This is a genomic window from Nocardioides sp. GCM10030259 (genome assembly GCF_042666375.1).
Lineage (GTDB): Bacteria > Actinomycetota > Actinomycetes > Propionibacteriales > Nocardioidaceae > Nocardioides.
The window spans coordinates 869-26,489 of the sequence record NZ_JBHTDF010000023.1; the positions used below are offsets into that span (position 1 = coordinate 869).

The window sequence follows — 25,621 nt, forward strand, 5'->3', positions numbered from 1 at the left end:
GACCCTGACCCGGGCGGCCGACCGGGCCAGGGCCGCCGGGGACCCGAGGTCCCGGGGCCAGGTGATGGCCGACACCCTCGTCGAACGCGTCACCGGCCAGGCCTCCGCCGACGCGGTCCCGGTCGCCGTGAACCTGGTCGTCTCCGACGCCACCCTGCTGGCCGGCGGCCACGAACCCGCCTGGCTCCAGGGCTACGGACCCCTCGGCGCCGACCACGCCACCGAGCTGACCAAGCGCGCGATCGCCGACGCGACCGCCGCGCTCCGGCGGCTCTACGCCCACCCCGGCACCGGCGCCCTGGTCGCCATGGAATCCGTCGCCCGGGCGTTCCCCAAAGCGCTCGGCCTGTTCCTGGACCTGCGCGACCGGACCTGTCGCACCCCTTGGTGCGACGCCCCGATCCGCCACCACGACCACGCCGCAGACCACGCGGCCGGCGGACCCACGTCGGCACTGAACGGGCAGGGCCTGTGCGAGCAGTGCAACCACACCAAACAGGCCCCCGGCTGGCGATCCCGACCCATCACCGGCCCACCCGGGCAACCCGAAATGCCGCACACCATCCAGATCACCATGCCCACCGGCCACATCACCCGGACCATCGCACCCCTGGCCCCGGCCCCGAGCTCACTTCGGCAAGTCAGCCCCGGCGAGATCTACCTGACCGACATCATCCTGGAGTACGCCGCCTGAGCTCATCCCGAAATGGGAGGCGCGCCCGCTGACGGGACCGCGACAATGCGGAGATGGCCCACGCCCCGGAGGACACCGTCGGGTTCCGACTCTGGCCGCCGGTCGCGGTCGGCGCTCCCCTGCTCCTCGGCTGGATCGCCACGCTGGCGTGGGGTGATCCGATCGACCTGGGCGACTGGCGAGTTCCAGTCGGATGGGTGCTGGTCCTGCTCTTCGCCGTGTGGAACGGCTGGTCGCTGTGGCTGTTCGCCCGCCACGAGACCGGCCTGCTCCCGGGGCAGGCGACGAGCGCCATGATCGAGGAGGGTCCCTACCGGCTCTCCCGCAACCCGTTGTACGTCGGGATGCTCGCGCTCTACCTCGGACTTGCCCTGCTCGCGCCGACGTTCTGGGGACTCGTGCTGTTCCCGGTCGCGGTGCTGCTGGTCCACTGGGGCGCGATCCGCCCGGAGGAGCGGTTCCTGCACGAGCGGTTCGGCACGCCGTACGACGAGTACGCGCAGCGGGTGCGCCGCTGGCTGTGATCGACGGTCGCGCGCCGATGAGTCCGCGCCCGCGCGCGGGTCGGAGTCGTCATGGACGTGGACCTCTTCGCCGGCCTGCCCGTGACCGACTACGCCCGAGGGGTGGCGTGGATGGAGCAGCTGCTCGGCAGGCCGTCCGCGTTCGAGGCGCATGCGACCGAGAGCGTGTGGGAGCTTGCCGAGCATCGCTACATCTACGTCGTCCTCGAGCCCGAGCACGCCGGGCACGCGATGGTCACGGCGTTCCTCGGCGACCTCGACGCGTTCCTGGCCGGTGCCGCCGGGCGGGGGCTCGAGCCGCACCAGACCGAGACGTACGACAACGGCGTCCGGAAGGCGATCTTCCGCGACGCCGACGGCAACGAGATCGGCTTCGGCGGCGGTCCGGATGAGTGAGGTGTAACGCAACAGGAGTCACACGCGCTGTGTGTGGGTGTACCGATGAAACGACTTCGGGAGGAAACCCATGCGCCACATCGCGCTCAGCGCGGCTGCCATCACCGCACTCTCACTCTCACTCGTACCGGTCTCTGCGGCGTACGCCGACCCGGCCCTGTGCCAGGGAGCGGGGGTCATCAAGGCCACGGCCAACGACCAGACGGTCGACGGCACCGCCGGCGACGACGTGATCTCGACCGACGGCTTCGACCGGGTGACGATCAACGGACTCGCGGGCGCGGACGTCATCTGCCTCGGTGACAGCGTGAGCCCGGTGGTCAACGCGGGCGACGGCGCCGACAAGGTGTACGCCCAGACCAGCGCCACGCCGAAGGTCGACGGCGGCGCCGGCGACGACCTGATCGAGGACCGCGCCGCGGGCGCCGACCCGAAGCTCGGCGGCGAGCTCTCGGGCGGCGACGGTGCCGACACGATCACCCTCACCTCCCGCACCACGGTGGCGAAGGGCGGCGCGGGCGCCGACAAGCTCACCGTCGCCGCCAACGTGGAGACCGCCCCGACGGCCGCGAGCGGCAAGTACCCGACCGTCCAGCCCGGTCCCGGCGACGACACCGTGGACGGCGGCGGTACGGCTCTGCTGAGCTTCGCCGACGCCACCGGGCCGATCACGGTCGACCTGGCGGCCGGGAAGGCCACCGGTGACGGCACCGACACCCTGACCAACGTCGTGAACGTCGTCGGCTCGCCGGCGGCCGACACCATCACCGGCTCGGACGCCGCGAACGACATCGAGGCCGGCGCTGGCGACACCGTCGACGCCAAGGGTGGCGACGACGTGCTGACCGCCAACGGCGCGAAGAGCGTCCTGGGCGGCGACGGCAACGACAAGATCACCGCGACCGGGACCGAGGCCGTCGACTCCGGCGCCGGGAACGACACCCTCGTGCTCACGTCGTCGAACGCCATGACCCGGAGCGGTGACGACACCATCACGGCGACCAAGTCGAAGGTGCACGCCGGCACGGGCGCCGACACCATCACCCAGAACGGCGGCTCCTCCGACGGCGGCTGGGGCCCCGACAAGATCGAGGTCGTCAACTACGGCGTCGCTCGCGGCGGCGCCAAGGCCGACGTGCTGCGCGGCAGCCTGGACAGCGCGCCCGAGAAGGCCGGCACCGGGGGCATCCGCCTGCGCGGTGAGGGCGGTCGCGACACGGTCTACGTCTGGGCCGGTGCCCGGAAGAAGGCCGGTGACCGCGTGCACGGTGGGTCGGGTGTCGACAAGGTCCACCTCGGCAAGCTCGAGGGCGGCGCGATCGTCGACCTCGCGAGCAACCGTGTCGTGCAGCGGCCGACCGCGGGCAGCCCGAAGTGGAAGCGGGTCCCGGCACCGGAGTTCGAGTCGATCGAGGGCTCGCGCTACAACGACCGGCTCTACGGCGACAGCGGCGCGAACCACATCGACGGCAACAAGGGCCGTGACGTGCTCTTCGGCCGGGCCGGCGCCGACCGGCTCCACGGCGGCAAGGGCAAGGACACCATCTTCGGCGGCTCCGGCTTCGACCGCTGCTCCGGAGAGAAGCGGCGCTCCTGCTGAGTGCCGACACCCTGAGCGCCTTCTGATAGGGAGGCCGGCCGGGCGGTGGTGCGCGGAATGCGCGCCGCCGCCCGGCTAGGGCATCTAGGGTCCTCGCATGGACCTGGAGTTCTCGGGTGACGTGTGGTTCTGGCGCGGACCGGCGCCCCACCACTTCGTCTGGGTACCCGACGACGATGCCGCGCAGATCGACGACGTCGCCGCCGCGGTCACCTACGGCTGGGGCATGGTCCCCGTCACCGTCCACCTCGGCGGCTCCACCTGGACCACGTCGCTGTGGCCCAAGGACGGCGGCTACATCGTGCCGCTCAAGGCGGCGGTACGCCGGGCGGAGGGCGTCGACGTCGGCGACGTCGTCACCCTCCGCCTCGGCATCGGGATCTAGCTCCTAGCGCGGCAGACCCAGGATCCGCTCTCCTGCGACGTTGCGCAGGATCTGCGTGGTACCGCCCGCGATCGACAGGCACCTGGTGTTGAGCAGCTCCCAGACGTCGGCACGCACGGCGTCGGAGGGGTCGAGCAGCACCTCGTCGCCGTGCAGGGAGACGACCAGCTCGGCGGCGTCCTGGCGGTTGCGTACGCCGAGCAGCTTGGCCACGCTCGACTCGGCGCCGGGTCCCTGGCCGGCGAGCGACCGCAGCGTCGCGCGGACACCGAGCAGCGAGCAGACCGTCGACAGTGCCACCGCGTGGCCGACCCGCACCCGCTCCGCCGCGGTCACTCCCCCGGCGGCGAGGTCGACGGCGCGCTCGACGCTGTGGCCGAGCCGGGTCGACCCCATGGCGACGCGCTCGTTGGCCAGCGTCGTGCGCGCGAGCCGCCAGCCGTCGTCGACCTCACCGACCACCATCTCGTCGGGCACGAGGACGTCGTCGAGGAACACCTCGTTGAAGAGCGCCTTGCCGGTGATCTCGCGCAGTGGGCGCACGTCGATGCCCGAGCTGTTCCTCATGTCGACGAGGAAGTAGGTGATGCCGCGGTGCTTGGGCGCGTCCGGGTTCGTGCGCGCCAGGCAGATGCCCCAGTCGGCGCGCTCGGCGACGGAGTTCCAGACCTTCTGGCCGGACAGTCGCCAGCCGCCCTCGACCTTCGTGGCCCGGGTCCGAAGCGACGCGAGGTCAGACCCGGCACCGGGCTCGGAGAAGAGCTGGCACCACGTCAGCTCGCCGAGCAGCGACGCCCGCACGAAGCGCTCCCGCTGCTCGTCGGTGCCGTGCTCCAGGATCGTCGGCACCGCCCAGCCCGCGATCACGATGTCGGGCCGCGTGAGTCCCCCGCGCGACAGCTCCTGGTCGATGACGACCTGGGTGACGGCGTCGGCGCCGAGGCCGTACGGCGCCGGCCAGTGCGGAGTCAGGTAGCCCGTCTCGACGAACGCCGCCCGCCGCTCCCCCTCGGGCAGCCCCGCGATGCGCTCGACGGTCGCCCGCACCTCGTCGCGGATCGGCTCGTCGCGGCCGTCGAGGTCGAGGTGCACCCGCCGGCGTACGCCGTCGACCGCCGCGGCGGTCAGCCGCTCGGCCGCCGCGTCGCCGTCGCCGACGAGCGCGCGCAGCGACAGCGCACGGCGCAGGTAGAGGTGGGCGTCGTGCTCGAAGGTGAAGCCGATCCCGCCGAGCACCTGGATGCACGACTTCGCGACCTCGACCGCGCCGTCGAAGCACGTCGCGTGCGCCACGCCCACGGCGAAGTCCCACTGGTCGTCATCGCGGGTGTCCGCGGCCGACGCCGCGTCCCACGCGGCCGCCGTCACCGCCTCCGCGGTCTCGAGCATCTCAGTGCACAGGTGCTTGACCGCCTGGAACGCACCGATCTTCTGGCCGAACTGCTCCCGGACCTTCGCGTACTCGACCGCGGTCGACAGGCACCAGCGCGCGACGCCGGCGGCCTCCGCGGCGGCCAGCGTGACGGCCGTACGGCGCACCCGCTCGTCCGCCCCGGCCGCTCGCTCGTCGACGGCGCTCCCGTGCCGAGCGCTGAGATCCAGGCCCAGCACCGGCCGCACCTCACCCTCGAGGAAGCTCGCGTCGGGTGCGAGGACCTCGTCGGCGGTGCCGCCGTCCCAGACCGCGCCGCCCGGGCGGACCTGCACGCCGTAGCGGCCGGGCCGTCCGGTCAGCAGCGAGCCGATCGCCGCGCCCAGCAGTCCACCCGGCACCAGCTCGTGCGCGCAGGCCTCGAGCGCGACGGCCTGGTCGAGCACGGTGCCGCCGCCACCGCCGGCGGACTCGGGCACCGCGATCGTGTGCACGCCCATCTCCTCGACGGCCTTCCAGACGCCGTCGAACCGCTCGTCGGCGTCGTCCTCGGCCGCCCGGACCAGCGCGACCGGGTCCAGGTCGGCGGCCCACTTGCGCAGGCTGGCCGCCAGCTCGACGTGCTCGTCGGAGATCCCGATCGACATGCTGCTCCCACGGTCGGCAGAAAACTGAAACGTGTTCTAGATACTAGCGTCCGTGCCCCTGTTTGCCCACGCGACCCGGAGGGCATCTCCCGTCCGTGACCGCGCGTGACCACCGCGACGAGCTGATCGTCCTCATCGTCCTGGTGCTGCTGGCTTCGGGCATCCTCACCGCGCTGGTCCTGCTCCAGGGCGACGACGCGCCGACTGCCGACCCGGCACCCGCCACCAGCGAGACCGCGCCGGCCGCGGTCGACGGGCCGGAGGAGGCCGAAGAGGGGGCCGTGCTCGTCGGCGACCAGCCGTTCCTGCACGCCTGCCGGCTGGTCACCCGCGACGACGCCCAGGCGGTGTTCGGCGCGTTCGGGCCGGCGGGTCGGGTGCGCCAGGAGTACCTCTCGCGCACCCCCGGACCGGACGAGCTCCTCGGCACCGACGTCCGCAGCCATGGCGGCGTGCGCACGAAGTGCAGCTACGGGTTCGGCGACCCGGGCGGCCACACGCTCGACGTGGTCGTCACCCAGTTCCGGTCCGCAGGCCAGGCGGAGCGGCGCTGGTCGGAGCTCCGCGACGGGAACCGCTCCAGCGGCATCGTCCCGCGCACCGACGAGCGGCTGCTGGTCCTGCCCGGCCAGCGATCGTTCGCGGTCCGCGGCACGGACTTCGTCGTCATGCTGAGCTACACGACCCTCGGCGACCTCGTGCGCGAGCGGCCGCTCACCGAGCGGGAGGCCGCCTGGCAGCGGTCGCGGATGCGCCAGCTGCTCGCGCAGCTGACCGCGCACGTCGGCGACGGCTCGGCCGTGACCGGACCGCAGCCGGTCGACGCGGGGCTCGGGCACAGCGCGGGTGGTACGCCGTACCTCGACCCGTGCGCGCTGTTGAGCGACGCCGTCTTCGAGGCCCTCGGCGGCGCGCAGCCCGCGCCGTTCGTGATCGACAGCTCCTACCTCGCCCAGGACCCGTACGCCGACGTGCCGGTCAGCAGCTGCGAGCGGCGCGGCGCGGAGCGCACCAAGGACGGCAAGACCGTCACGACGTTCGCCGTCCTCGAGGTGCGGGTGGCCCCCGACGCCGCCTCCGCCGAGGAGGTGCGGGCCAAGCACCTCGACAACCGCTACACCTCCCGCAACACCATCTCCCGGCTGCCCACCGCGGCCGGCACGGTCGACGTCGTCGAGGTGGGCGGCAACCCGCAGTGGCCGTGGCGCACCCGGGCGGTGCACCTGCTCGCCGGACCCTACGAGCTCCACCTGTCCGTGCTTCGCGACGTGACGGAGGCGCGCCCGTACGGCGACTGGGTGGCCGACGCGCGGCTCGCGGACGCCGTGGCGGCCCTGGCCGGGGAGCTCGACGAGGCCACCGACCCCGTGCCCTAGGGTCGGCGCCGTGACCGACATGCCCGCCGACCTTCTCCAGCACGCCCTCGACGCGAAGGGGTTCATGCCCGAGGAGGAGGGGCTGCTGCTGCATCGCTACGCGCGGGACCGCCTCCCCCACGGGCCGGCGCTCGAGGTGGGCACCTACTGCGGCAAGTCGGCGATCTACCTCGGCGCCGCCGCACGCGAGGTCGGCGGCACCGTGTTCACCGTCGACCACCACCGCGGGTCGGAGGAGAACCAGGCCGGCTGGGAGCACCACGACGCGTCGCTGGTCGACGACGAGTTCGGCCTCATGGACACGCTGCCGGTCTTCCGCCGGACGATCGCGCGCGCCGGCCTCGAGGACCAGGTGGTCGCCGTGGTCGGCCGCAGCACGACCGTGAGCGGCTGGTGGCGCACGCCCCTTTCGCTCCTCTTCATCGACGGCGGGCACGCCGAGGAGCACGCGCAGAACGACTACGCAGGCTGGGCGCACTGGCTGGTGCGCGACGGGCTGCTCGTCATCCACGACGTCTTCCCCGACCCCGCGGACGGCGGGCAGCCGCCGTACCACGTCTTCCTCCGCGCGCTCGAGAGCGGCGCCTTCACCGAGGTGGAGGCGCTGGGCTCGATGCGGGTGCTACGACGTACGTCCGGGCACGCTGGCGACGGAGTCGGCTGAGGGGCAGCCGCACTCGAGCGCGAGCTCGGCGAAGGGCGACGCCAGCGACGTGCCGCGCATGATCCCCGAGCCGGCCGTGCTGTGGCCGGCGGTCTCGCCGAGCGCGTCGACCGCGAGGATCACCGCAGCCGCGGTGTACGTCGTGTGCTCCACGGGCCAGTGCACGTTGCGGGGCTCGCCGGTGGCGGGGTCGACGTCGCCGTCGCCGTAGACCCAGCCGGTCCAGTAGCGCCCGTCCTCCTCGCGCAGGAACTGCATGTCCTTCAGCAGCGTCAGCGCGCGGCGGTGGTCGCCGAGGATGTCGAGGGCCATCGCCAGCTCGCAGGTCTCGGCTCCGGTCACCCAGGGGTTGGTGGAGACGCAGAGGATGCCGAGCCCGGGCCGCACGAAGTCGTCCCAGCGGCTGTCGAGCAGCTCGAACGCCGCGCGGCCGCGGACCGCGCCGCCGAGCACCGGGTAGTACCAGTCCATCGAGTGGATCGACTTGTCCTCGAACAGGTCGCGGTGCTCCCGCACGGCGTGGCCGAGCCGGCCGCCGGCGAGCTCCCACTCGGGCTGCGGGTCGTCGAGCAGGTCCGCGAGCGCGACGCCGGCGCGCAGCGACTGGTAGATGCTCGAGCTGCCGGTGAGCAGGCAGTAGTCCTCGCTCGGCGTGTAGTTGATGCCGCCCCACGCCACCTGCTGCGACACGACCCAGTCGAGCGCAGCCCGGACCGTGGGCCAGTAGCGGCGCACGAACCCGATGTCGCGGCGCACCAGCCAGTGGTGCCAGACGCCGACGGCGAGGTACGCCGTCATGTTGACGTCGCCGCGGTCGTCCGCGGGCACGCCGTTCACGATCTTCATCGGGAACGAGCCGTCCGCGTGCTGCAGTCCCGGCATCCAGGCGTAGGCGCGCTCGGCGGCCTCGACCTCGCCGCCGACGAGCATCGCCATGGCGGCCTCGACGTGGTTCCACATGTCGACGTGCTCGCCGACCGTCCACGGCACCGCGCCCCAGGGCTCCTGCATCGCGACGATCGATGCGGCGGTCTCCGCCACCTGCTCGGCGGAGAGGATGCCCTCGACGTACGGCACCTGCGCGAGCGGGTCGCTCATGAAAGGTCTTCCGGCTTGCGGAAGTAGAGCACCATGCTCTTGCCGATCAGCGGGTCGAGCACCTTGCCCGCGACCTGCAGCGCCTTGGGCTGCTTCATGATCTCCCAGACCAGCAGCTTGTGGTACGCCCTCGCGAGCGGGTGGCCGTCGTTCTCGACGCCGACCGCGCACTTGATCCACCAGTACGGCGCGTGCAGGCCGTGGGCGTAGTCCTTGCCCTCGAAGACCATCGCGTCGCCGGGCGTGCCGTCGTTGAACCGGCCGGCCTTGGTGACCTTGTCGATCAGCTCGTGGTCGGTGTAGATGCGGATGTGCCCGCCCTCGGCGTTGTGGTAATCGTCCGAGAGCTTCCAGTTGATGACCTCGGGCAGCCAGCGGGGCACCGAGATGGCGAGCGTGCCGCCGGGGCGCAGGACCCGCACCAGCTCCCGGATGGCGTCGACGTCGGCGTGGATGTGCTCCAGCACCTCCGCTGCCACGATCCGGTCGAACTCGCCGTCGGCAAAGGGCAGCTCGAGCGCGTCACCCTGCTTGATGTCGGCGTTCGCGCCCTCGGGGACCTCGCCCTGCTCCTTCATGGCGCCGAAGATCTCGAGCACCCCGGCGAGCTCGTCGGCATCCATGTCGAAGGCGACGACGTCGGCGCCGCGCCGGTACATCTCGAACGCGTGCCGACCGCCTCCTGCGCCCATGTCGAGCACGCGCTCGCCCGGCAGCAGGCCCAGTCGGTCGAAGTCAACGGTGAGCACTGGTGTCCTTTCGGTAGTCCTCGATCACTTCGTCGTACGCCGCGGCGACCTTCTGCGCCACGGCTCGCCAGCTGAACATCTCCTCGACCCGCCGACGGCCGGCGGCGCCGTACCGCGCCCGTCGCTCGGGGTCGTCGAGCATGGCCGCGATCGCCTTCTCGAGCTCGCCCACCTCGCCCGGCGTCACGAGGTCGGCGCAGAGCCCGTCGGGGCCGACGACCTCGGGGATGGCGCCCGCGTCGGAGACGACCAACGGGGTGCCGCAGGCCATCAGCTCGGCGGTCGGCAGCGAGAAGCCCTCGTAGAGCGACGGCACGCACGCCACCTCGGCCGAGCCCATCAGCTCGACCAGCTCGGCGTCGCTCACGCCGTGCACGAAGCGCACGGAGTCGCCGATCGAGAGCTTGTCGATGAGCCGCTCGGTGCGGCCACCCGGCTTCGGCTTCGTGACCAGGAAGAGCTCCACGTCACGCTCGGTGCGCAGCTTGGCGAACGCCTCGAGCAGCGTGGCGATGCCCTTCATCGGGGCGTCGGCGCTGGCCATCGCCATGATCCGACCGGGCACCCGCGGCTTGGTCGGCGGCACGAAGATGTCGTCGACGCCCAGCAGGATCACCTGCATCCGCGCCGGGTCGACGCCGAAGTCGCGGGCGATGTCGCGCTTCGAGGTCTCCGACGGCGTCAGGATCTTGCGCGCCTGGCGGGCCACGCGCGACTGCATCTTCACGAAGCCGTACCAGCGGGTCAGGGTCAGCTTGCGCCACGGGTTGCGGGTCGACTTGATGTCGATGCGCCGGTCGTAGCTGATCGGGTGGTGCAGCGTCGTGATCAGCGGCAGCCCGAGCTTCTCGATGTCGAGCATGCCGTAGCCGAGCACCTGGTTGTCGTGGACGATGTCGAAGTCGTCGACGCGCTCCTTGAGGGCGCGGACCGCGCGCAGGCTGAACGTCTTGGGCTCCGGGAAGCCCGCCACGCACATGGTGGCGAACTCCTCGACGTCGATCCGGTCGCGGAACTCCTTGAGCTTCGGGACCCGGAACGGGTCCGGCTCGCGGTAGAGGTCGAGGCTCGGCAGCTTCGTCAGCGCCACGCCCGGGTCGAGCTCCGGGTAGGGCTGGCCGGAGAACACCTCCACGGTGTGACCGAGGTTGGTCAGCTCGCGGCTGAGGTGCCGGATGTAGATGCCCTGCCCGCCGCAGTGCGGCTTGCTCCGGTAGGACAGCAGTGCGACTCGCATCCGCAGCCTCTCTCTTCCGTCGGGGCCGGATGCGGCGACACGCCCAGGCCAGCCAAAGTGGAACGTGTTCCTATTTTAGACCATGGATTGCTAGCCTAGTCGTCAAGCGCGGCGTTGGTACCGACGGGTAGCACCGGAGTCCTTCTAGACTCAGTGGGTTCCAGCACCGCAGCATCCAGAAAGCATGGGGGATCGTGTGAGCACCGCCAACTCGCTGGCCGTGGAGGATCTCGGCTCGGCCGCGCAGCGAGACCGCCGCAAGCGCATCCTCGACGCGACGATCCAGCTCGCGTCCCAGGGTGGCTTCGACGCCGTCCAGATGCGCGCGGTCGCCGACCAGGCCGACGTGGCGCTGGGCACGCTCTACCGCTACTTCCCCTCCAAGATCCACCTGCTGGTCTCCGCGCTGCAGCGCGAGTTCGAGCGCACCGAGGCGGTGATGCGCGACCGCCCCGTCGAGGGTGACACCACCGCCGAGCGGGTGATCAACGTGCTCAAGGGCACCACCCGCGGCATGCAGAGCGACCCGCAGCTCACCGAGGCGCTCACGCGCGCGTTCATGTTCGCCGACGCCTCGGTCGCCGCCGAGATCCACCAGGTCGGCATGCTGCTCACCTCCATGCTGACCCGCGCCATGCACCCCGAGGGCCACGACGAGCTCACCGAGGAGGACGTCGCCATCGCGCGCGTCATCGGCGACGTGTGGCTCTCCGCGCTGGTCGGCTGGGTCACCGGCCGCTCCACCGCCGCCGAGACCGGTCAGCAGATCGAGGTCGCGGTCAAGCTACTGCTGCGCGACTGATCCTCAGGGCGCCGCGCTCGGCGTCGCGGGCGGCAGCGCGGGCGGGTCGACCGCGATCCGGCCCGACGCGAACGCGTGGGCCGGCGTCGCCGGCAGGCGTACGACGTACCGCGTGGTGCGCAGCGGCGTCGGCACGTCGAACCGGGCCGTCCCGGCGCCGTCGAGGGCACCCCGCGCCTGCTGGACCAGCGCGCCGTCGCGGCGGACCAGCAACACGACGGCGTCGCCCGCCTGGCCACCGTTGGCGCTGGCCGTCAGCGTCGTGACCGTGCCGTTGCGCTGCGCCGACACCACCAGCGTCGGCTGCACCTCGATCCGCCACGCCTCGCTCGGCACGCCGCCCGCGCGCAGGCGGACGGCCGTGGACTGGTCGATCGGTCCGGTCGTCATCGAGACCGAGCCGTCGGTCGCCGTCTGGGTCACGGCGACCCGCTGCCACCCGCTGGGTCCGCGGGCCTGGAGCGTGACCTGCGCGTCCGGGACCGGCGCGCCGTCAGCGGCGGCGACCTGGCCCGTGACGACGGCGGTCCCGCCGGGCGCGACCCGCTGGCCGGCGCCGGCGGACACGATGCTCACGGCGGCCGGCGCGACGGGCGTCGGGGTCGCGGTCGGGGTCGGGGTCGGTGTGGTCGTCGGCGTGGGTGTGGTCGTCGGGGTCGGTGTGGTCGTCGGCGTGGGTGTGGTCGTCGGCGTGGGTGTGGTCGTCGGCGTCGCGGTCGGCGACGGTGTCGCGGACGGCGAGGTCGTGCCGTCGGGATCGGTCGCGCTGGCCGATCCGCTGGGGTCGGTCGACGGCGATGCCGTGCTGCCGGGGTCGGTGGCGCTCGGCGAGGCGGCGTCCGTCGGCTCCGCCGACGGCGAGCCCTCGGACTCGGACGGCGTCGACGAGGGCGAGGGAGCGACGGACACGTCGGGCGGACTCGGCTCCGGGGTGGGGCGGGCCTGCGGCGTCTGCACGCGACCCTGGGACTCCGCCGGGGGCACGCCGATCGGCGCCAGGACGGAGTGGAAGGCGCGCTGGACCGGGTCCGGCAGGCTGCTGGAGTACGCCGCGGCCACGCCGGCGCTGCCCACCGCGAAGACCACGGCCAGCGTGGACCCGGCGCCGAGTCGGCGCACGACCCCCCGCCGGACGCTTCCGGACGCCGCAGCCGCGGGTGCCGCTCCGGGGCCGGCGGCGCGGAACATCGCGACGTACCTGGCCTCCTCGGCCAGCTCCTCGGGGGAACCGGGGGCGCGCAGCGCCTGCTCCAGCGGGGTCTCGTCGTGCTCCTGCCCAGTCATCACGCTTCGCCTCCTTCCGGTTCGTGCCCGGCGGTCCGGGACAGTGTCTTCAGTGCTCGATGGACGCCTACTCGTACGGCGCCGGGTCTCTTGTCCAGCAGCCGCGCGACGTCCGCGACGTCGAGCCCGGCCACGACCCGCAGCATGACCATCTCGGCCTGCGCCGGCGGCAGCGTCGCCACCAGCCGCAGGGCGGCGGCCGTCGCGTCGTTCTCCACGACGTGGTCCTCGGCGCTGGGGGCCGTGGCCTCCCGGCCCGCCTCACCCGGATCGGCGACCGGCACCACGCTCAGCCCGCGGGTGCGCGCCCGCCCCTGGTCGATGGCCCGGTGCCGCGCGATCGTGAACAGCCAGGCGCGGAACTCCGCGACCCCGCCCTCGAACGTCGCCAGCCCCTTGACCACGTGCATCCAGGTCTCGGCGGCCAGATCCTCGACACTGGCGTCGCCGCGCGACCGGAGGTAGCGGAGCAGCCGCGGGTGCAGGTCGCGCCAGAGTGCGGCGAACCCGGCCTCGTCGCCCGCCCGGGCGGCCACCAGCGCGGTCTCCAGGCAGCCCCCGCCGGTCGTGTCGTCAGCGTCCCGGAAGTCGTCGAGCTCCACGACGGGCGCGACAGGCCGGACTCGGGACGGCGTCGTCCCGAGTCCGTGCGGCAGGCGCCGGTCGTTGCTCGCGTCCAGCTCAGCTCCCAGGGTTGTCACCGGTCGGCCTCATTCGGTCTGCAACCGACGGTAACTGGTGTCGGGTGTCCGGACCTGCACCTCGACCACTCGGCTGCGTCCCGCGGGGAGCCCGGCCGCCGGCACCACCCGGAGCCGGTAGCGCGTCGTTCGCGCCGGCGAGACCGTGAACGTCACGCTGCCGTCCGCGGCGGTGACGGCGTTGTCCGCCACCTTCCACGGCGTCCGCGGCTCGACGGCCCGCGCCACCAGCTCGACCGTGGCACCCGCGACCGGGCTGCCCCCGTGGACCACGCTGCCCGCGACCAGTGCGGTCTCCCCCGGCTCGACCTGCGGCGGCTCGGCGACGACCGTGACGGTCGGCCGGACGTCGACGTCGACGACCGCGCTGGTCGCGGGACGGTACGTCGCGGACCCGGCGTACCCGAGCTGGTAGGTCGTGCGCACCTCGGGTCGCGCCACGAAGGCGACCTGGCCGACGCGGCCGGTGCGGCGGCTGCCGGCGAACTGCCAGTCGGGCTCCGCGGCGGTGCGCGCCAGCAGCACGACGATCTTGCCCGCGAGGACCCGGTGTGCGGAGCGGAGCGTGCCCCGCAGGGTGGTGCGCTGCCCCGGGGTCACGACCGCCGGGACCGCACGGATCGAGAGGCTGGTGGACAGCCGCCGCACCGGGCGGTCCGACGTGCGAACGCGCAGCTTCGCGACGCCGCTGGCGCTCGCCTGCGCGTCCGCCGTGCCCGCGAAGGTCCAGCGGTAACGCGTGGTCACCTCGGGCCGCACGACCAGGCGGACGTTGCCCTTCCGGCCGGCGATGGCGGTGCCGACCGGGGTGAAGTCCGCTTCGCCCTTCGCCTGCGCCTCGAGCGCGAGCTCGCGCCCCTCCGCAGCCTGGCCCTCCACCTGCAGGTTGCCGACCACGACGCCGGTGCGGCCCGGGTCGATCGCCGGCTCGACGGTGCGGATCGAGATCGAGGTGGCGGCCGGTGCCGCAGCCGGCGCCGGTGTCAGCGCCCCTGCCGACACGCCGGTCACGGCTCCGGCCGCCCCTGACCCGACGAGCGAGGAGGCGACCAGCACCGTGGCGACGGCGCCCCTCCGCACGCGGGAGACGGTGGACGCGCGCGACCACGGCCGTGGTTCGGTCATGGGCTGGCCTCCTGGGTGGTCGTCCGGCGCGTCTCACCACAAAGAGCGTCAGGAGGCGAGATTGCGTTACACCCGCGGTCCGGCTCACGGTCCGGTCCGGTGTCCGGACATGACGACGGCGGGGAGCCGAAGCTCTCCCGCCACTTCCAAGGTATAGCCGACCGGGGGCCTTGCGGCAAGGCCCCCGGTCGGGCGCAGAATCTCCGCTCCCGGCCCTTCACACACCCCTGGAGCTGACCTTCGTGACGCCCCTGACGAGCAGCGCGTTCGCGCTGCCCGAGCACCTCGCCCCCAAGTCCGACCCGGCGCTCATCGAGGACGACGAGCGCCACTTCGCAGCCATCGCGCAGAGCCTCGAGGACTCGATCGGCGACCTCGAGGAGCGACTGGCCGGCGCCCGCAGGACGTCCGGCCGGGCCCGCCCGGACGACTACCAGGACGCACTGGACCGCGACCAGGAGGTGCACCGCCTCACCGCTCGGCTGCGCACGCTGCGCCGCTTCAGTCTCGACCTGTGCCTGGGCCGGGTCGTGGCGGCCGACGGACACGAGCCGGTCCACATCGGCCGACTCGGGCTCACCGACCGCGACGGGCGCCGGCTGCTGGTCGACTGGCGCTCCCCCGCCGCCGAGCCGTTCTTCGCCGCGACCCACGCCAGTCCGATGGGCCTGGCGAGCCGGCGGCGCTACCGCTGGACGGGCGGCCGGATCACCGACTACTGGGACGAGGTGTTCACCGCCGAGGGGCTCGAGCACGCCCGGCACCACGCGGCCGCCCTCGACGACCAGTCGGCGTTCATCGCCAGCCTCGGCACCAGCCGCTCGCCCCGGATGCGCGACGTGCTGAGCACGATCCAGGCCGACCAGGACGCCATCATCCGCGCCGGCTCGCGCGGCGCGCTCGTGGTCGACGGCGGGCCCGGCACCGGCAAGACCGTGGTCGCGCTGCACCGCGCGGCGTACCTCCTGTACGCCGACCCGCGGCTCTCCGACCGGCGCGGCGGCGTGCTGTTCGTCGGCCCGCACCGGCCCTACCTCGCGTACGTCGCCGACGTGCTGCCGAGCCTCGGCGAGGAGGGCGTCCAGACCTGCACCGTCCGCGACCTCGTGCCCGAGGGCGCGACCGCGCCCGAGGAGACCGACCCGGAGGTCGCCCGACTGAAGTCGACGGCGGAGATGGTCCGCGCGATCGAGCCGGCCGTCCGCCTCTACGAGGAGCCGCCCACCACGGGCATGGAGGTCGAGACGCCGTACGCCGACCTCTGGCTCAGCGCCGACGACTGGGCGGAGGCCTTCGGCGCAGCCGACCCGGGCACGCCGCACAACGAGGCCCGCGACGACGTCTGGGAAGCGCTCGTCGACATCCTGGTCGACAAGGTCGACGACGAGGAGGTGCCCGAGGACCAGCTCCGGCGGTCCCTCCAGCACCACCGGGGGCTGGTCGACGCCTTCGACCGCGCGTGGACGGTGGTCGACCCCTACGACCTCGTCGGCGACCTGTGGTCGGTGCCGGCGTACCTGCGCCGGTGCGCGCCCTGGCTCGGGCCCGACGAGATCCGCCTGCTGCAGCGCGAGGATCCACTCGCGTGGACCCTGTCGGACCTGCCGCTGCTCGACGCCGCGCGGCTGCGGCTCGGCGACCCGGAGGCGTCGCGCCGCCGACGTCAGCGTGAGGCCGCCCTGGCCGCCCAGGCCGAGGAGATGTCGCACGTCGTCGACCACCTGATCGCGACCGACGACACCGAGATGCACGTGATGTCGATGCTGCGGGTCGACGACCTCAGGAGCGCGCTGGTGGACGAGAGCGTCGCGCCCGCAACCGACCCGGACCTGCTCGCCGGGCCGTTCGCGCACGTCGTCGTCGACGAGGCCCAGGAGCTCACGGACGCCGAGTGGCAGATGCTGCTGCTGCGCTGCCCCTCCCGCAGCCTGACGATCGTCGGCGACCGCGCCCAGGCCCGGCACGGGTTCGCGGAGTCGTGGCAGCAGCGGCTCGCCCGGATCGGCCTCGACCACGTCAACCACGCGTCGCTCACCGTCAACTACCGAACGCCGGAGGAGGTCATGGCCGAGGCCGAACCCGTCATCCGGGCGGTCATCCCCGACGCCAACGTGCCGACGTCGGTCCGCAGCACCGGGCATCCGGTCGTCCACGGCTCGATCGCCGACCTCGAGACGATCGTCGGCGACTGGCTCCACGCCCACCCCGACGGCATCGGCTGCGTGATCGGCGCGCCGTCGTACGCCGGCACCGACCGGGTCCGCTCGCTCGCGCCCGAGCTGACGAAGGGCCTCGAGTTCGACCTCGTCGTGCTCGTCGACCCCGAGTCGTTCGGTGGCGGCATCGAGGGCGCCGTGGACCGCTACGTCGCGATGACGCGGGCCACCCAGCAGCTGGTGGTCCTGACGAGCTAGATGAACTCCGCGGTGGTGCCGCCGAGCTCCATGACCGGCAGCCCGAGCTTGCGGTGGTCCCACGAGCGGACCCGGTCGGGGTCGAGGCGGATGGCGGCCCGGTTGTGCGCCATGAACTCCACGAACGGACGCATCTCCTCGGAGTAGGGGCCGTTGTAGCGCTCGAAGATGTTGACGCAGACGTTCCAGACGACGTCCTCGTCGTCGATGACGACGCCCTTCCCCTCGATGGCGACGCCGCGGAGCTGGTCGTAGGTGTGGCCGGCCTCGACCAGGAAGGAGCACCGCGGGTCGCGGCGCAGGTTGACCGTCTTCTGGGCCTTCTTCTTGGTCTCGAACCAGATGTGGTCGTCCATCACGGCGTACCACATGCCGACGAGGTGGATCTGGCCCTGCGGGCCGTAGGTGCCGAGCGTCGACGAGCGCTGCTGGTTGAGGAACTCGACCTGCTCGTCGTGGGACATCACGACCTGGCCGCGCTGGTTGGCCACGTCGTCAGCCTCCGAAGGCGTGGGTCGCGGTGACGCCGCCGTCGATGGAGATCTCGGCCCCGTTGACGTACGCCGACTCGTCGCTCGCGAGGTAGACGTAGAGCGGCGCGATGTCCTCGGGGTGGCCCACGCGGCGCAGCGGCACCTTCGAGGCGCCGTACTCCATCGCCGCGTCGCCACCGTGGACGCGGGTCATGGGGGTGTCGATCATGCCGGGGTGGACGGAGTTGACCCGGATGCCCTTCGGCCCGAGCTCCATCGCCGCGCACTTGGTCATGCCGCGGATTGCCCACTTCGTCGCGGCGTACGCCGTGCACCCCGCCATGCCGGCGAGCCCCTCGACGGAGGAGGCGTTGATGATCGAGCCGCCGCCGGCCTTCCGCATGGTGCGGGTGACGGCCTGCATGCCGAGGAAGCAGCCGAGCTGGTTGACCCGCCAGAGCTGCTCGACCTCCTCGGCCGGCATCCGCTCGATGTCGCCGAAGCGGAGGATGCCGGCGTTGTTGGCCAGCACGGTGACCGGCCCGAAGCGCTCGTCGGTGTCGTCGACGACCCGCGCCCAGGACGCCTGGTCGCTGACGTCGTGGTCGGCGAAGTGGGCGTCGGGACCGAGCTCGTCGGCCAGCGCCTGCCCGGCCTCCTTGGCGACGTCGGCGACGACGACCTGCGCACCCTCGGCGACGAACGCGCGCACGATCGCGGCGCCCTGGCCCTGCGCGCCGCCGGTGACGATCGCGACCTTGCCCTCGAGGCGGCCGGCCATCAGACGGTCAGCTTCATGATCGAGTCGGCCGCGAAGCCGGCGGACGGGTCACGGTCGCCGAAGTAGCCGCCGAGCTGCTTGTCGAGGTCGTCGGCGGTCCACAGCGTGCCGGACTTGTCGAAGCGCTCCTCGAGCGTCGGCGGGGCGATCAGCGCGACCATCCCGCCGTACACGACGAAGACCTGGCCCGTGATCCGAGCGGCGGCGTCGGAGGCGAGGTAGGCGACCAGCGGCGCGACGTGCTCCGGGGAGTAGGGGTCGATCTCCTCGCCCGAGGTGTCCTCGCCGAAGACCTGTGCGGTCATCGCGGTGCGGGCGCGCGGGCAGATCGCGTTGGCGCGTACGCCGGAGCTCGCCATCGCCCGGGCGGTCGAGACGGTGAGCGCGGCGATGCCGGCCTTCGCGGCGCCGTAGTTGGCCTGTCCGGGCGGGCCGGAGAGGAACGCCTCCGACGCCGTGTTGACGACGCTGGCGTTGACGGGCTGGCCGGTCTCCTTGGCCTGCGCGCGCCAGTGCGCGGCGGCGTTGCGCGAGAGCAGGAAGTGGCCGCGCAGGTGGATGTGGATGACCTGGTCCCACTCCTCGTCGCTCAGGTTGAAGAGCATCCGGTCGCGGGTGACGCCGGCGTTGTTGACGACGACGTCGAGCCGGCCGAAGCCCTCGACGGCGGCCGCGAGCATGCCGTCGGCGGTGGCCCGCTCCCCCACGTCGCCGGTGACGATGCTGGCCTCGCCGCCGCGGGAGCGGATCTCCTCAGCGGTGCCGTCGGCGCCGCCGGGCAGGTCGTTGAGGACCACCCGTGCGCCGGCGTCCGCCAGGGCGAGCGCCTCGGCGCGCCCGAGCCCGGCGCCGGCACCGGTGACGATCGCGACCTTGCCGTCCAGGGATGTTGTCACGTGTGCTCAGTCCTCCAGTGAGATCGCCGCGCGCGGGCAGGCAGCCACGGCGCGCTTGACGGCGTCGATGTTCTCGGGGGTGGTCTCCTCGGTCCTCAGCTGGAGGAAGTCGTCGTCGTCCAGCTCGAAGACATCGGGAGCCATCGCCTCGCACAGCCCGTTGGACTCGCAGAGGTCGAAGTCGACCTTGATCTTCATGGGTTCAGCTCCCTTCACTCGAATGCCCGGGGAACACGTGCGCGCTCGGGTCGATCGCGACCGCCGCGTTGTTGACGGCGGTCGCCGCCTCGCCGAAGCCGACGGCGATCAGCCGCACCTTGCCGGGGTACTCGTTGACGTCCCCCGCGGCGAAGACGCGGGGCAGGTTGGTGCGCATGGCGGAGTCGACGATGACGTGCCGCTTCGCGACCTCGATGCCCCACTGCTGGATCGGGCCGAGGTCGGCGACGAAGCCGAGCGCGGCGACGATCGCCTGCGCGGGCCGCGTGGTCGTCTCGCCGTCGACGGTGATCTCGACCGACTCGACCGTGCCGTTGCCGTGGATCGCGGACACCTCGGCCCGGGTGACGATCTCGACCTTCGACGCTCGGACGGCCTCGACCGTGCGCTCGTGGGCGCGGAACGCGTCGCGGCGGTGCACCAGGGTCACCGACTGGGCGACCGGCTCAAGGTGCAGCGCCCAGTCGAACGCGCTGTCACCGCCGCCGACGATGACGACGTCCTTGCCGGCGTACGGCTGGAAGCTCGGCACGAAGAACTCGAGGCCCCGGCCCAGCCAGCCCTCGCCGGCCGGGAGCGGCCGGGGGCTGAACTTGCCGATGCCGGCGGCGATCAGCACCGCCTTGGCACGGACCTCGGTCCCGTCGTCGAGGCCGACGGTCACGCCGTCCGCGTCCTCGGCCAGGGTCGAGGCGGTGCGCTCGAGGAGGTACGTCGGCTTGGCGGTCGACGCCTGCGCCACCAGGCCCTCGACCAGCTCGCGTCCCTTGACCGTGGAGAACCCGGCCACGTCGAGGATCTGCTTCTCGGGGTACATCGCCGTGATCTGGCCGCCCAGCTCGGGCAGCGAGTCGACGACGGCGACCTTCATCCCACGGAAGCCGGCGTAGTACGTCGCGAAGAGGCCGGTCGGGCCGGCGCCGATGACGAGAAGGTCGACCTCGACTGCGGTTGGTGTAGTCGGCACGCGGCGATCCTTCTCCTCTCCGGCGAACGACTCAACTATAACCTGTTCTAGTTTCGCCGCACGCTACTTGGTCTCGATGTCGGACACCAGCCAACCGTGGTCGGTGCGGACGACGGTCACCAGGGCCCGGTACTGCGCGTACGCCGTCGCCGGCTCGCCGTCCTGGACCTTCTCGACGTACTGGTTGAGGAAGAGCAGCGCCTGCACCTGCTCCGGCGAGGCCTGCACCACGCCCTGGGCCACCGCCTTCACCTGGAGCTTGGTCCGCTGCTTCACGAACTGGGCCTTGATGCCGTCGGCGGTGGTGCGGTACTCCTCCGCGAAGGTCTCGGTCATCTGGTCGGTGGCCTGGTCGACCTGGGCGTCGTAGTCCTGGAACGACGTCGACAGGATCTGCTCGGTCGACCGCGCGGCCGCGTCGACCGCGGACCGGTGAGTGAGCTCGCCGGTCACGACCGGCCGCTCCGCCGACACCGTCGGCGCCGGGTCGCGGACGAGGTAGACGATCTCCGCCACCCCGACCAGCGCGAGCACGGCGACCACCGCGACGAGGATCGCGGTGAGGCCGCTCCGTGGTGGTCTCGAGACAGGACTTCGTCCTTCCTCGACCACCGGCTCGTCGACCGCTGCGCCGGTGGTTGAGGAAGGCGCGCTAGCGCCTGTCTCGAAACCACCGGCCTCCTCGACCACCGGCTCCGGGTCGGTGGTTGAGGAAGGCGCGCTAGCGCCTGTCTCGAAACCACCGGCCTCCTCGACCACCGGCTCCTCGACCACCGGCGCCTCGACCACACGCTCGGGCTGGCGGCCGGCGACCTTGTGCGCCCGACCGGGGCGATTGCGCGGCGGCCTCATCCGACGAACTCCACGTTGGAGGCCAGCCAGTCGTCGCTCTCGCGCACCAGGTCGACCTTGATCCGGAACTGCCGGGCCACCGGCTTGCCGCCCGTAGACGTGTTGGAGACCGTGCCGGTGGTGGCCACGATGACCGAGGCGCTGTCGCCGTCGGCGTCGACGACGCCGGCCCACAGCACCTCGCCGTCCATCACCGACTTCGCGCGGGTCAGGATCTTGAGCACCTCCTTGGTGCTGGAGTCGTACTGCTTGGCGAAGTCGCCCGTCGCGCCGGCGGCCACCGCGTCGATGCTCTCCTGGGCCTTGCGGTAGTCGATGTTGACGAAGGCCTCGACCTCCGCGCGGGCGGCGGCGAGCACGTCGCCGTACCGCTCCTGCTGGGAGACCGCGCTCTGCCGGTCGCCGCGCTCCTGGACGACGAAGAAGGCACCCACGGCACAGGCCAGCGCCAGCAGGACCGCCGCCCCGGCGAGGGCGAGGTCCACGCCGCGGCGACGCGCCGGGGTCACCGGCTCGTCACCGGGCCCACCATGAGCCACTTCCATGCGTCCCCTCCCAGGATCGACAGGTTGGCTTGATCGAGGAATCGTACGGGGCGGCCATGACGGTCGACCGCTCCCTGCACGATGCCGCTGCCCGGGTCGTACGACGAGCGGTAGAGCCGGCCGGGCGACTGGTTGTACTTCCCGCCGGGGACGTGGTCGGACCCCCGCATCACGAAGGGCGGGCCGGCGGTGCAGCGCACCGGCGTGATCGGACCGTCCGACAGGTCAGCGGGCCCTCGCCACTCGCTCCGGGGCACGTAGCCCTCGGCGCACGGCGGCTGGCTGTAGTCGAGCTGCATGTTCACGTGGCCGTAGCCGTCGGGGGGCGTGCCCGTGAAGCCGCTGGAGATCACGCGTGGATAGGTGACGAGCAGCTGCTCGAGGCCGTCGAGGTGGGAGACGACCACCTGGTTGACGCTCACCGCGCTGCCGAGCAGCACCGGCAGCGTGGGCGCGAGGTCCTGGAGCATGCCGTCGAGCTCGCGAGCCGTGCCGGGCGTGCCGTCGAGGACCTTCTCCAGGTCGCCGTCGGCGGCGGCGAGCGAGTCCGTCAGCGCCCGCAGGTCGCGCGCGAACGACCGGATGTTCTCGCGCTCCCCCTGCTGGGTGTCGAGCACCCGCTCGGCGCTGTCGAGCAGCCGGACGGTCTCGTCGGTGTGGTCCGAGGCCTGGCGGACGAACTCGGAGCCACTGTCGAGCAGCCGCTGCAGCGGCACGCCCGTGTCGTCGAACATGGCGCCCAGCTCGCGGACGACCGTCTCGAGGCCGTCGCGGTCGACCGAGCTCACGAACTGGTCGAGCTCGACGAGCAGGTCGCCCTCGTCGACCGGCAGCGACTCCTGCGTGCCGGTCAGGGTCTCGCCGGCCTCGACGTACGGTCCGTCGTCGTCCGGCGGCTCGAAGTCGAGGTACTGCTCCCCCACCGCCGAGAGGTTGTGCACGTACATCGGCGCGTCCTTGGGCAGCTTCGTGCCGTCCTCGAGCGCCAGGTCGAGGGTGACTCCCTCGGCGGTGGCGTCCATCTTCGCGACCTTGCCGACCTTCACGCCGCGGTAGGTGACCTCGCTGCCCTCGAAGAGGCCGCCGGACGCCGGCAGCGTCGCATGCACGGTGAGGCCGCGGCCGAGCACCCGGTCGACGAGGCCGAGGTAGGAGCCGGCGATGTAGACGATGCCGACGGCGCTGAGCACGAGGAACGCGCCGATCCGGATGCGGAGGCCGCTCATGACGGACCTCCGTAGAGGGCCGACGGGCTGGCTGTTCCGCCGCTTGGTGCGGCACCGCCCACGAGCCCGCCGAGCAGCCCGCCGAGCGGTCCGCCACCCGCGCCCGGGTCGGTGGCGCCGCCACCCGAGCCGGGGAGGCCCAGGATGCCGCCGAGGTAGTCGACCAGGCCCTGGGCGTCGAGCCCCTGCCCCCCGCCCGGCAGTGCGGCGACGATCACGCAGACCGGGTTGCCGGCGTACTGCTCCTTGGCGCACTCGGCCTGGAGGTTCTCGACGAGGCGCAGGTCGTCGAGCACCGCGAGGCACGCCTCGCTGCGCAGGTCGCCGCTCTGGAGGCACTGGCCGACCTTGGGCAGCAGGTCGCCCACGTCGGGCAGGATCGGCGGCAGGCCGCCGCCCTCGGAGCCGTTGCGGAGGATGTTCTCGAGGTTGATGTCGAGGCGGATGGAGGTGTTGGCGTAGTCGCCCTTGACGATCTCGCTGGCCTCCTTCGGGAAGGGGAAGCTGACCAGCAGGTTGAGGCCAGGGGCCAGCGAGCTCCCGGCCTCGTGGAGGCGAGAGAGCACCGGCTGGAGGTGGTCGAGGGACGCGAGGATGTCGTCCTTGCTCGCCCCGATCACGCGGCTGCCCACCTTGCCGAGCTCGTCGAGCGACGACAGCATCGAGATCAGCTCGTCGTGCTGCGCCGCGAGCGCCTCGATCGCCGGGCCGGTCGCGTCGAGGGCGCCGGTGATCGTCTTCTTCTCCTTGTTGAGCGTCGCCGTCAGGTGGTTGACCGAGTCCATCGCCCGGATGATGTCGTCCTTCTGGGCGTCGATCGTGCCCACGACGCTCTCGAGCGACCCGAGCAGGTGGCGCAGGCGGTCGGTGCGGCCGTCCATCACGTTGTTGAGCTCGCGCGTGATCGTGCCGAGCTGGGCGACCCCGCCGCCGCTGAGCAGGAAGGACAGCGCGCCGAGCACCTCCTCGACCTCCGGGTTGCGACCCGTGTCGGCCAGCGGGATGGTGTCGCCGGCGGAGAGCCGCCCGGAGGAAGGCTCCGTCGGCGCCTCGAGCGCGACGTACTTCTCGCCGAGCAGGCTGGCCTGGCGGATCGCGGCTATCGCGTTGTCGGGCAGCTCGACGTCGTCCTTGATGCGCATCGTGACGCGCGCGTGCCACCCGACCCGCTCGACCTCGGTGACCTCGCCGACGGTCACGTCGTCGACCATGACCGGCGAGCGCGGCACGACGTTGAGGATGTCGGCGAAGTCGGCGGTGACCTCGAACGAGTTGTCGTCGTCGACCGGCGACCCGGGCAGGGGCAGGTCGTAGGCGCCGTCGAACTTGCAGCCGCTGCCCAGCAGCGCGAGCACCACGACGAGCACCACCCAGCGCAGGTGCCTCATGACCCGCCTCCCATCAGCGCGCCCAGCCCGCTGGGCGCCGGGCGGTTGGCGCCGGCGGCGTCCGGGCGCTGTGCGCCCGCAACCGACGGCGCGGCGGGCGGGATCGTCGGGATCTGGTCCTCGATCGGCTCCAGCAGGTTCTCGAAGAGTCCGCACGCAAGGTCGGCCGCGGCCTTGCCGATGCTCGCGTTCTGCACGACCGCGCACAGGAAGCGGTCGGCGTCCCACACGTTGCCGCTGATGCCGATGCGGGAGCCGATCGTCCCCGTCTCGTTGTTGAACGCGAGAGCGAGGTTGCCGATCGCGGTCGGAGCCACCCGCAGCGCGGTGTCGATGCTGGACTTCTCCGAGTTGATGGTCTGCATCACCTGGGTGAGCTTCTCGATGTCGGTGACCAGCGCCTGCCGGTTCCTGCCGACGAAGGTCTTCACGGTGCCCACGGCGTCGGCGACCGACGCCAGCGCCTGGCGGATCTCGGTGCGCTCCCCCGCGAGCTGAGCCGAGACGCCGGCGAGGTCCTTGACGAAGGCCCGGACGAACTCGTCGTTCTCGGCGAGCGTCGAGGTCACCGTGGCGAGCTGCGTGACGGTCTCGAAGAGCGGCCCGCTGCCGTCGCCGAAGGTCTCGGCGGCGGCCGACAGCTGCTGGAGCATGTCGTTGCCGAGCTTCCCCTTGCCGTCGAGGGCGTGCGCGCCCGCCTGCAGGACGTGGTCGAGCGTGCCGTCCTTGTTGACGCCGTTGGGCCCGAGGGCCTGGGAGAGGTCGCGGAGGCTGGCGTAGATCCGGTCGAGCTCGACCGGCACGCCGGTGTCGGGCAGCGGGATGTCGGCCCCGTCGGCCATCACCTGGTCGCCCTCGCTCCACGCGGGGGTGAGCTGGACGAACCGGTCGGCGACCAGGGTCGGGGTGACGATGACGGCCTTGGCGTCCGAGGGCACGTCGTACGCCGCGTCGTACTCCATGTCGACCCGCACCGAGTTGCCCTCCGGGACCACCTCGGTGACCCGGCCGACGTTGACTCCGAGGATGCGTACGTCGCTGCCCGGGTAGATGCTCACCGCCCGCGGGAAGTGGGCGGTCACGCCCTTCGTCTCGGTGTCGTCGCCGATGGCGAAGAAGTAGATGCCGGAGACGAGCACGAGCGCCAGCACGCCCGCGATCACGCGGCCGGCGAAGGTGTTCAGCCTGTCGGGAAGCACGGACACG

25 protein-coding genes and 1 pseudogene are annotated in these 25,621 nt (G+C 72.4%); 9 read left to right on the plus strand and 17 right to left on the minus strand.

Features of this window, described 5'->3' with window-relative positions:
- From ACFQQI_RS18305 to ACFQQI_RS18325, 5 genes and pseudogenes are all read left to right on the plus strand, one after another.
- Positions 1 to 694, plus strand: a pseudogene (locus ACFQQI_RS18305) (HNH endonuclease); the annotation flags it as partial.
- Between the two features lie 53 nt (positions 695 to 747).
- On the plus strand, positions 748 to 1,218 hold the full coding sequence (locus ACFQQI_RS18310; protein WP_378566768.1) for a methyltransferase family protein: 471 nt from the start codon (positions 748 to 750) through the stop codon (positions 1,216 to 1,218).
- Between the two features lie 51 nt (positions 1,219 to 1,269).
- A complete protein-coding gene (locus tag ACFQQI_RS18315; RefSeq protein ID WP_378566771.1) occupies positions 1,270 to 1,614 on the plus strand; it encodes a VOC family protein in 345 nt (114 codons plus the stop codon).
- 70 nt (positions 1,615 to 1,684) lie between these two features.
- On the plus strand, positions 1,685 to 3,214 hold the full coding sequence (locus ACFQQI_RS18320) for a hypothetical protein (protein WP_378566774.1): 1,530 nt from the start codon (positions 1,685 to 1,687) through the stop codon (positions 3,212 to 3,214).
- A gap of 97 nt (positions 3,215 to 3,311) precedes the next feature.
- On the plus strand, positions 3,312 to 3,599 hold the full coding sequence (locus ACFQQI_RS18325; RefSeq protein ID WP_378566777.1) for a DUF1905 domain-containing protein: 288 nt from the start codon (positions 3,312 to 3,314) through the stop codon (positions 3,597 to 3,599).
- Between the two features lie 3 nt (positions 3,600 to 3,602).
- On the opposite strand, the gene ACFQQI_RS18330 is transcribed toward ACFQQI_RS18325, so the two are convergent.
- Positions 3,603 to 5,618: an acyl-CoA dehydrogenase family protein gene (locus ACFQQI_RS18330; RefSeq protein ID WP_378566780.1), complete on the minus strand. Its 2,016-nt coding sequence runs from the start codon at positions 5,616 to 5,618 to the stop codon at positions 3,603 to 3,605.
- A 95-nt stretch (positions 5,619 to 5,713) separates the two neighbouring features.
- On the opposite strand from ACFQQI_RS18330, the gene ACFQQI_RS18335 reads away from it, so the two are divergent.
- Positions 5,714 to 6,994 (plus strand): hypothetical protein, encoded by a 1,281-nt coding sequence (locus ACFQQI_RS18335; RefSeq protein ID WP_378566783.1) that lies wholly within the window; start codon positions 5,714 to 5,716, stop codon positions 6,992 to 6,994.
- Positions 6,995 to 7,013: 19 nt separating this feature from the next.
- On the plus strand, positions 7,014 to 7,658 hold the full coding sequence (locus ACFQQI_RS18340; RefSeq protein WP_378567392.1) for a class I SAM-dependent methyltransferase: 645 nt from the start codon (positions 7,014 to 7,016) through the stop codon (positions 7,656 to 7,658).
- On the opposite strand, the gene ACFQQI_RS18345 is transcribed toward ACFQQI_RS18340, so the two are convergent.
- Genes ACFQQI_RS18345 through ACFQQI_RS18355 form a run of 3 tightly spaced genes read right to left on the minus strand, consistent with a single transcriptional unit; the run spans position 7,617 to position 10,742 of the window.
- Positions 7,617 to 8,756 (minus strand): prenyltransferase, encoded by a 1,140-nt coding sequence (locus tag ACFQQI_RS18345; RefSeq protein WP_378566786.1) that lies wholly within the window; start codon positions 8,754 to 8,756, stop codon positions 7,617 to 7,619. The two genes, ACFQQI_RS18340 and ACFQQI_RS18345, sit on opposite strands and share 42 nt — an antisense overlap.
- Positions 8,753 to 9,505 carry a class I SAM-dependent methyltransferase gene (locus ACFQQI_RS18350; RefSeq protein WP_378566789.1) on the minus strand — a complete coding sequence of 251 codons (753 nt, stop codon included), beginning with the start codon at positions 9,503 to 9,505 and terminating at the stop codon, positions 8,753 to 8,755. The genes ACFQQI_RS18345 and ACFQQI_RS18350 overlap by 4 nt, the downstream gene beginning before the upstream one ends.
- A complete protein-coding gene (locus ACFQQI_RS18355; RefSeq protein ID WP_378566792.1) occupies positions 9,492 to 10,742 on the minus strand; it encodes a glycosyltransferase family 4 protein in 1,251 nt (416 codons plus the stop codon). The genes ACFQQI_RS18350 and ACFQQI_RS18355 overlap by 14 nt, the downstream gene beginning before the upstream one ends.
- Positions 10,743 to 10,938: 196 nt before the next feature.
- Between ACFQQI_RS18355 and ACFQQI_RS18360 the strand changes: the two genes are divergently transcribed.
- The gene (locus ACFQQI_RS18360; protein WP_378566795.1) at positions 10,939 to 11,544 is read left to right on the plus strand and encodes a TetR family transcriptional regulator; all 606 of its coding nucleotides are present in this window, start codon (positions 10,939 to 10,941) and stop codon (positions 11,542 to 11,544) included.
- A 3-nt stretch (positions 11,545 to 11,547) separates the two neighbouring features.
- Here ACFQQI_RS18360 and ACFQQI_RS18365 read toward each other — a convergent pair whose 3' ends face one another.
- Genes ACFQQI_RS18365 through ACFQQI_RS18375 form a run of 3 tightly spaced genes read right to left on the minus strand, consistent with a single transcriptional unit; the run spans position 11,548 to position 14,654 of the window.
- Entirely contained in the window at positions 11,548 to 12,831 is a 1,284-nt protein-coding gene (locus ACFQQI_RS18365; RefSeq protein WP_378566798.1) for a hypothetical protein, read from the minus strand.
- Complete coding sequence (locus ACFQQI_RS18370; RefSeq protein ID WP_378566801.1) at positions 12,828 to 13,529, minus strand: RNA polymerase sigma factor; 702 nt, start codon at positions 13,527 to 13,529, stop codon at positions 12,828 to 12,830. Before ACFQQI_RS18370 ends, ACFQQI_RS18365 begins: the two co-directional genes overlap by 4 nt.
- A gap of 9 nt (positions 13,530 to 13,538) precedes the next feature.
- The gene (locus tag ACFQQI_RS18375; RefSeq protein ID WP_378566804.1) at positions 13,539 to 14,654 is read right to left on the minus strand and encodes a hypothetical protein; all 1,116 of its coding nucleotides are present in this window, start codon (positions 14,652 to 14,654) and stop codon (positions 13,539 to 13,541) included.
- 242 nt (positions 14,655 to 14,896) lie between these two features.
- On the opposite strand from ACFQQI_RS18375, the gene helR reads away from it, so the two are divergent.
- Complete coding sequence (gene helR, locus ACFQQI_RS18380; RefSeq protein WP_378566807.1) at positions 14,897 to 17,068, plus strand: RNA polymerase recycling motor ATPase HelR; 2,172 nt, start codon at positions 14,897 to 14,899, stop codon at positions 17,066 to 17,068.
- On the opposite strand, the gene ACFQQI_RS18385 is transcribed toward helR, so the two are convergent.
- From ACFQQI_RS18385 to ACFQQI_RS18430, 10 genes are all read right to left on the minus strand, one after another.
- Positions 17,065 to 17,559 (minus strand): pyridoxamine 5'-phosphate oxidase family protein, encoded by a 495-nt coding sequence (locus tag ACFQQI_RS18385; protein ID WP_378566810.1) that lies wholly within the window; start codon positions 17,557 to 17,559, stop codon positions 17,065 to 17,067. The two genes, helR and ACFQQI_RS18385, sit on opposite strands and share 4 nt — an antisense overlap.
- 4 nt (positions 17,560 to 17,563) lie before the next feature.
- The gene (locus ACFQQI_RS18390) at positions 17,564 to 18,322 is read right to left on the minus strand and encodes a glucose 1-dehydrogenase (protein WP_378566813.1); all 759 of its coding nucleotides are present in this window, start codon (positions 18,320 to 18,322) and stop codon (positions 17,564 to 17,566) included.
- Positions 18,322 to 19,218, minus strand: coding sequence for a 3-oxoacyl-ACP reductase (locus tag ACFQQI_RS18395; RefSeq protein ID WP_378566816.1), 897 nt, complete (start codon positions 19,216 to 19,218; stop codon positions 18,322 to 18,324). Before ACFQQI_RS18395 ends, ACFQQI_RS18390 begins: the two co-directional genes overlap by 1 nt.
- A 6-nt stretch (positions 19,219 to 19,224) precedes the next feature.
- Positions 19,225 to 19,416: a ferredoxin gene (locus ACFQQI_RS18400; RefSeq protein ID WP_378566819.1), complete on the minus strand. Its 192-nt coding sequence runs from the start codon at positions 19,414 to 19,416 to the stop codon at positions 19,225 to 19,227.
- 4 nt (positions 19,417 to 19,420) lie between these two features.
- Positions 19,421 to 20,404 (minus strand): NAD(P)/FAD-dependent oxidoreductase, encoded by a 984-nt coding sequence (locus tag ACFQQI_RS18405; RefSeq protein WP_378566822.1) that lies wholly within the window; start codon positions 20,402 to 20,404, stop codon positions 19,421 to 19,423.
- A 63-nt stretch (positions 20,405 to 20,467) separates the two neighbouring features.
- Complete coding sequence (locus ACFQQI_RS18410) at positions 20,468 to 21,256, minus strand: hypothetical protein (protein ID WP_378566825.1); 789 nt, start codon at positions 21,254 to 21,256, stop codon at positions 20,468 to 20,470.
- Positions 21,253 to 21,801: a hypothetical protein gene (locus ACFQQI_RS18415; RefSeq protein ID WP_378566828.1), complete on the minus strand. Its 549-nt coding sequence runs from the start codon at positions 21,799 to 21,801 to the stop codon at positions 21,253 to 21,255. The genes ACFQQI_RS18410 and ACFQQI_RS18415 overlap by 4 nt, the downstream gene beginning before the upstream one ends.
- Complete coding sequence (locus tag ACFQQI_RS18420; RefSeq protein WP_378566831.1) at positions 21,762 to 23,027, minus strand: MlaD family protein; 1,266 nt, start codon at positions 23,025 to 23,027, stop codon at positions 21,762 to 21,764. Before ACFQQI_RS18420 ends, ACFQQI_RS18415 begins: the two co-directional genes overlap by 40 nt.
- Positions 23,024 to 24,415, minus strand: coding sequence for an MCE family protein (locus tag ACFQQI_RS18425; protein WP_378566834.1), 1,392 nt, complete (start codon positions 24,413 to 24,415; stop codon positions 23,024 to 23,026). The genes ACFQQI_RS18420 and ACFQQI_RS18425 overlap by 4 nt, the downstream gene beginning before the upstream one ends.
- Positions 24,412 to 25,620 (minus strand): MCE family protein, encoded by a 1,209-nt coding sequence (locus ACFQQI_RS18430; protein WP_378566836.1) that lies wholly within the window; start codon positions 25,618 to 25,620, stop codon positions 24,412 to 24,414. Before ACFQQI_RS18430 ends, ACFQQI_RS18425 begins: the two co-directional genes overlap by 4 nt.
- Position 25,621 lies beyond the last annotated feature (1 nt).

Excerpts from the sequence above, each read along its gene's own strand:
- ACFQQI_RS18310 (WP_378566768.1), top strand. The coding sequence starts at position 748 with ATGGCCCACGCCCCGGAGGACACCGTCGGGTTCCGACTCTGGCCGCCG.
- ACFQQI_RS18315 (WP_378566771.1), top strand. The coding sequence starts at position 1,270 with ATGGACGTGGACCTCTTCGCCGGCCTGCCCGTGACCGACTACGCCCGA.
- ACFQQI_RS18320 (WP_378566774.1), top strand. The coding sequence starts at position 1,685 with ATGCGCCACATCGCGCTCAGCGCGGCTGCCATCACCGCACTCTCACTC.
- ACFQQI_RS18325 (WP_378566777.1), top strand. The coding sequence starts at position 3,312 with ATGGACCTGGAGTTCTCGGGTGACGTGTGGTTCTGGCGCGGACCGGCG.
- ACFQQI_RS18330 (WP_378566780.1), bottom strand. The coding sequence starts at position 5,618 with ATGTCGATCGGGATCTCCGACGAGCACGTCGAGCTGGCGGCCAGCCTG.
- ACFQQI_RS18340 (WP_378567392.1), top strand. The coding sequence starts at position 7,014 with ATGCCCGCCGACCTTCTCCAGCACGCCCTCGACGCGAAGGGGTTCATG.
- ACFQQI_RS18345 (WP_378566786.1), bottom strand. The coding sequence starts at position 8,756 with ATGAGCGACCCGCTCGCGCAGGTGCCGTACGTCGAGGGCATCCTCTCC.
- ACFQQI_RS18355 (WP_378566792.1), bottom strand. The coding sequence starts at position 10,742 with ATGCGAGTCGCACTGCTGTCCTACCGGAGCAAGCCGCACTGCGGCGGG.
- ACFQQI_RS18375 (WP_378566804.1), bottom strand. The coding sequence starts at position 14,654 with ATGACCGAACCACGGCCGTGGTCGCGCGCGTCCACCGTCTCCCGCGTG.
- ACFQQI_RS18390 (WP_378566813.1), bottom strand. The coding sequence starts at position 18,322 with ATGGCCGGCCGCCTCGAGGGCAAGGTCGCGATCGTCACCGGCGGCGCG.
- ACFQQI_RS18400 (WP_378566819.1), bottom strand. The coding sequence starts at position 19,416 with ATGAAGATCAAGGTCGACTTCGACCTCTGCGAGTCCAACGGGCTGTGC.
- ACFQQI_RS18410 (WP_378566825.1), bottom strand. The coding sequence starts at position 21,256 with ATGAGGCCGCCGCGCAATCGCCCCGGTCGGGCGCACAAGGTCGCCGGC.
- ACFQQI_RS18415 (WP_378566828.1), bottom strand. The coding sequence starts at position 21,801 with ATGGAAGTGGCTCATGGTGGGCCCGGTGACGAGCCGGTGACCCCGGCG.
- ACFQQI_RS18420 (WP_378566831.1), bottom strand. The coding sequence starts at position 23,027 with ATGAGCGGCCTCCGCATCCGGATCGGCGCGTTCCTCGTGCTCAGCGCC.
- ACFQQI_RS18425 (WP_378566834.1), bottom strand. The coding sequence starts at position 24,415 with ATGAGGCACCTGCGCTGGGTGGTGCTCGTCGTGGTGCTCGCGCTGCTG.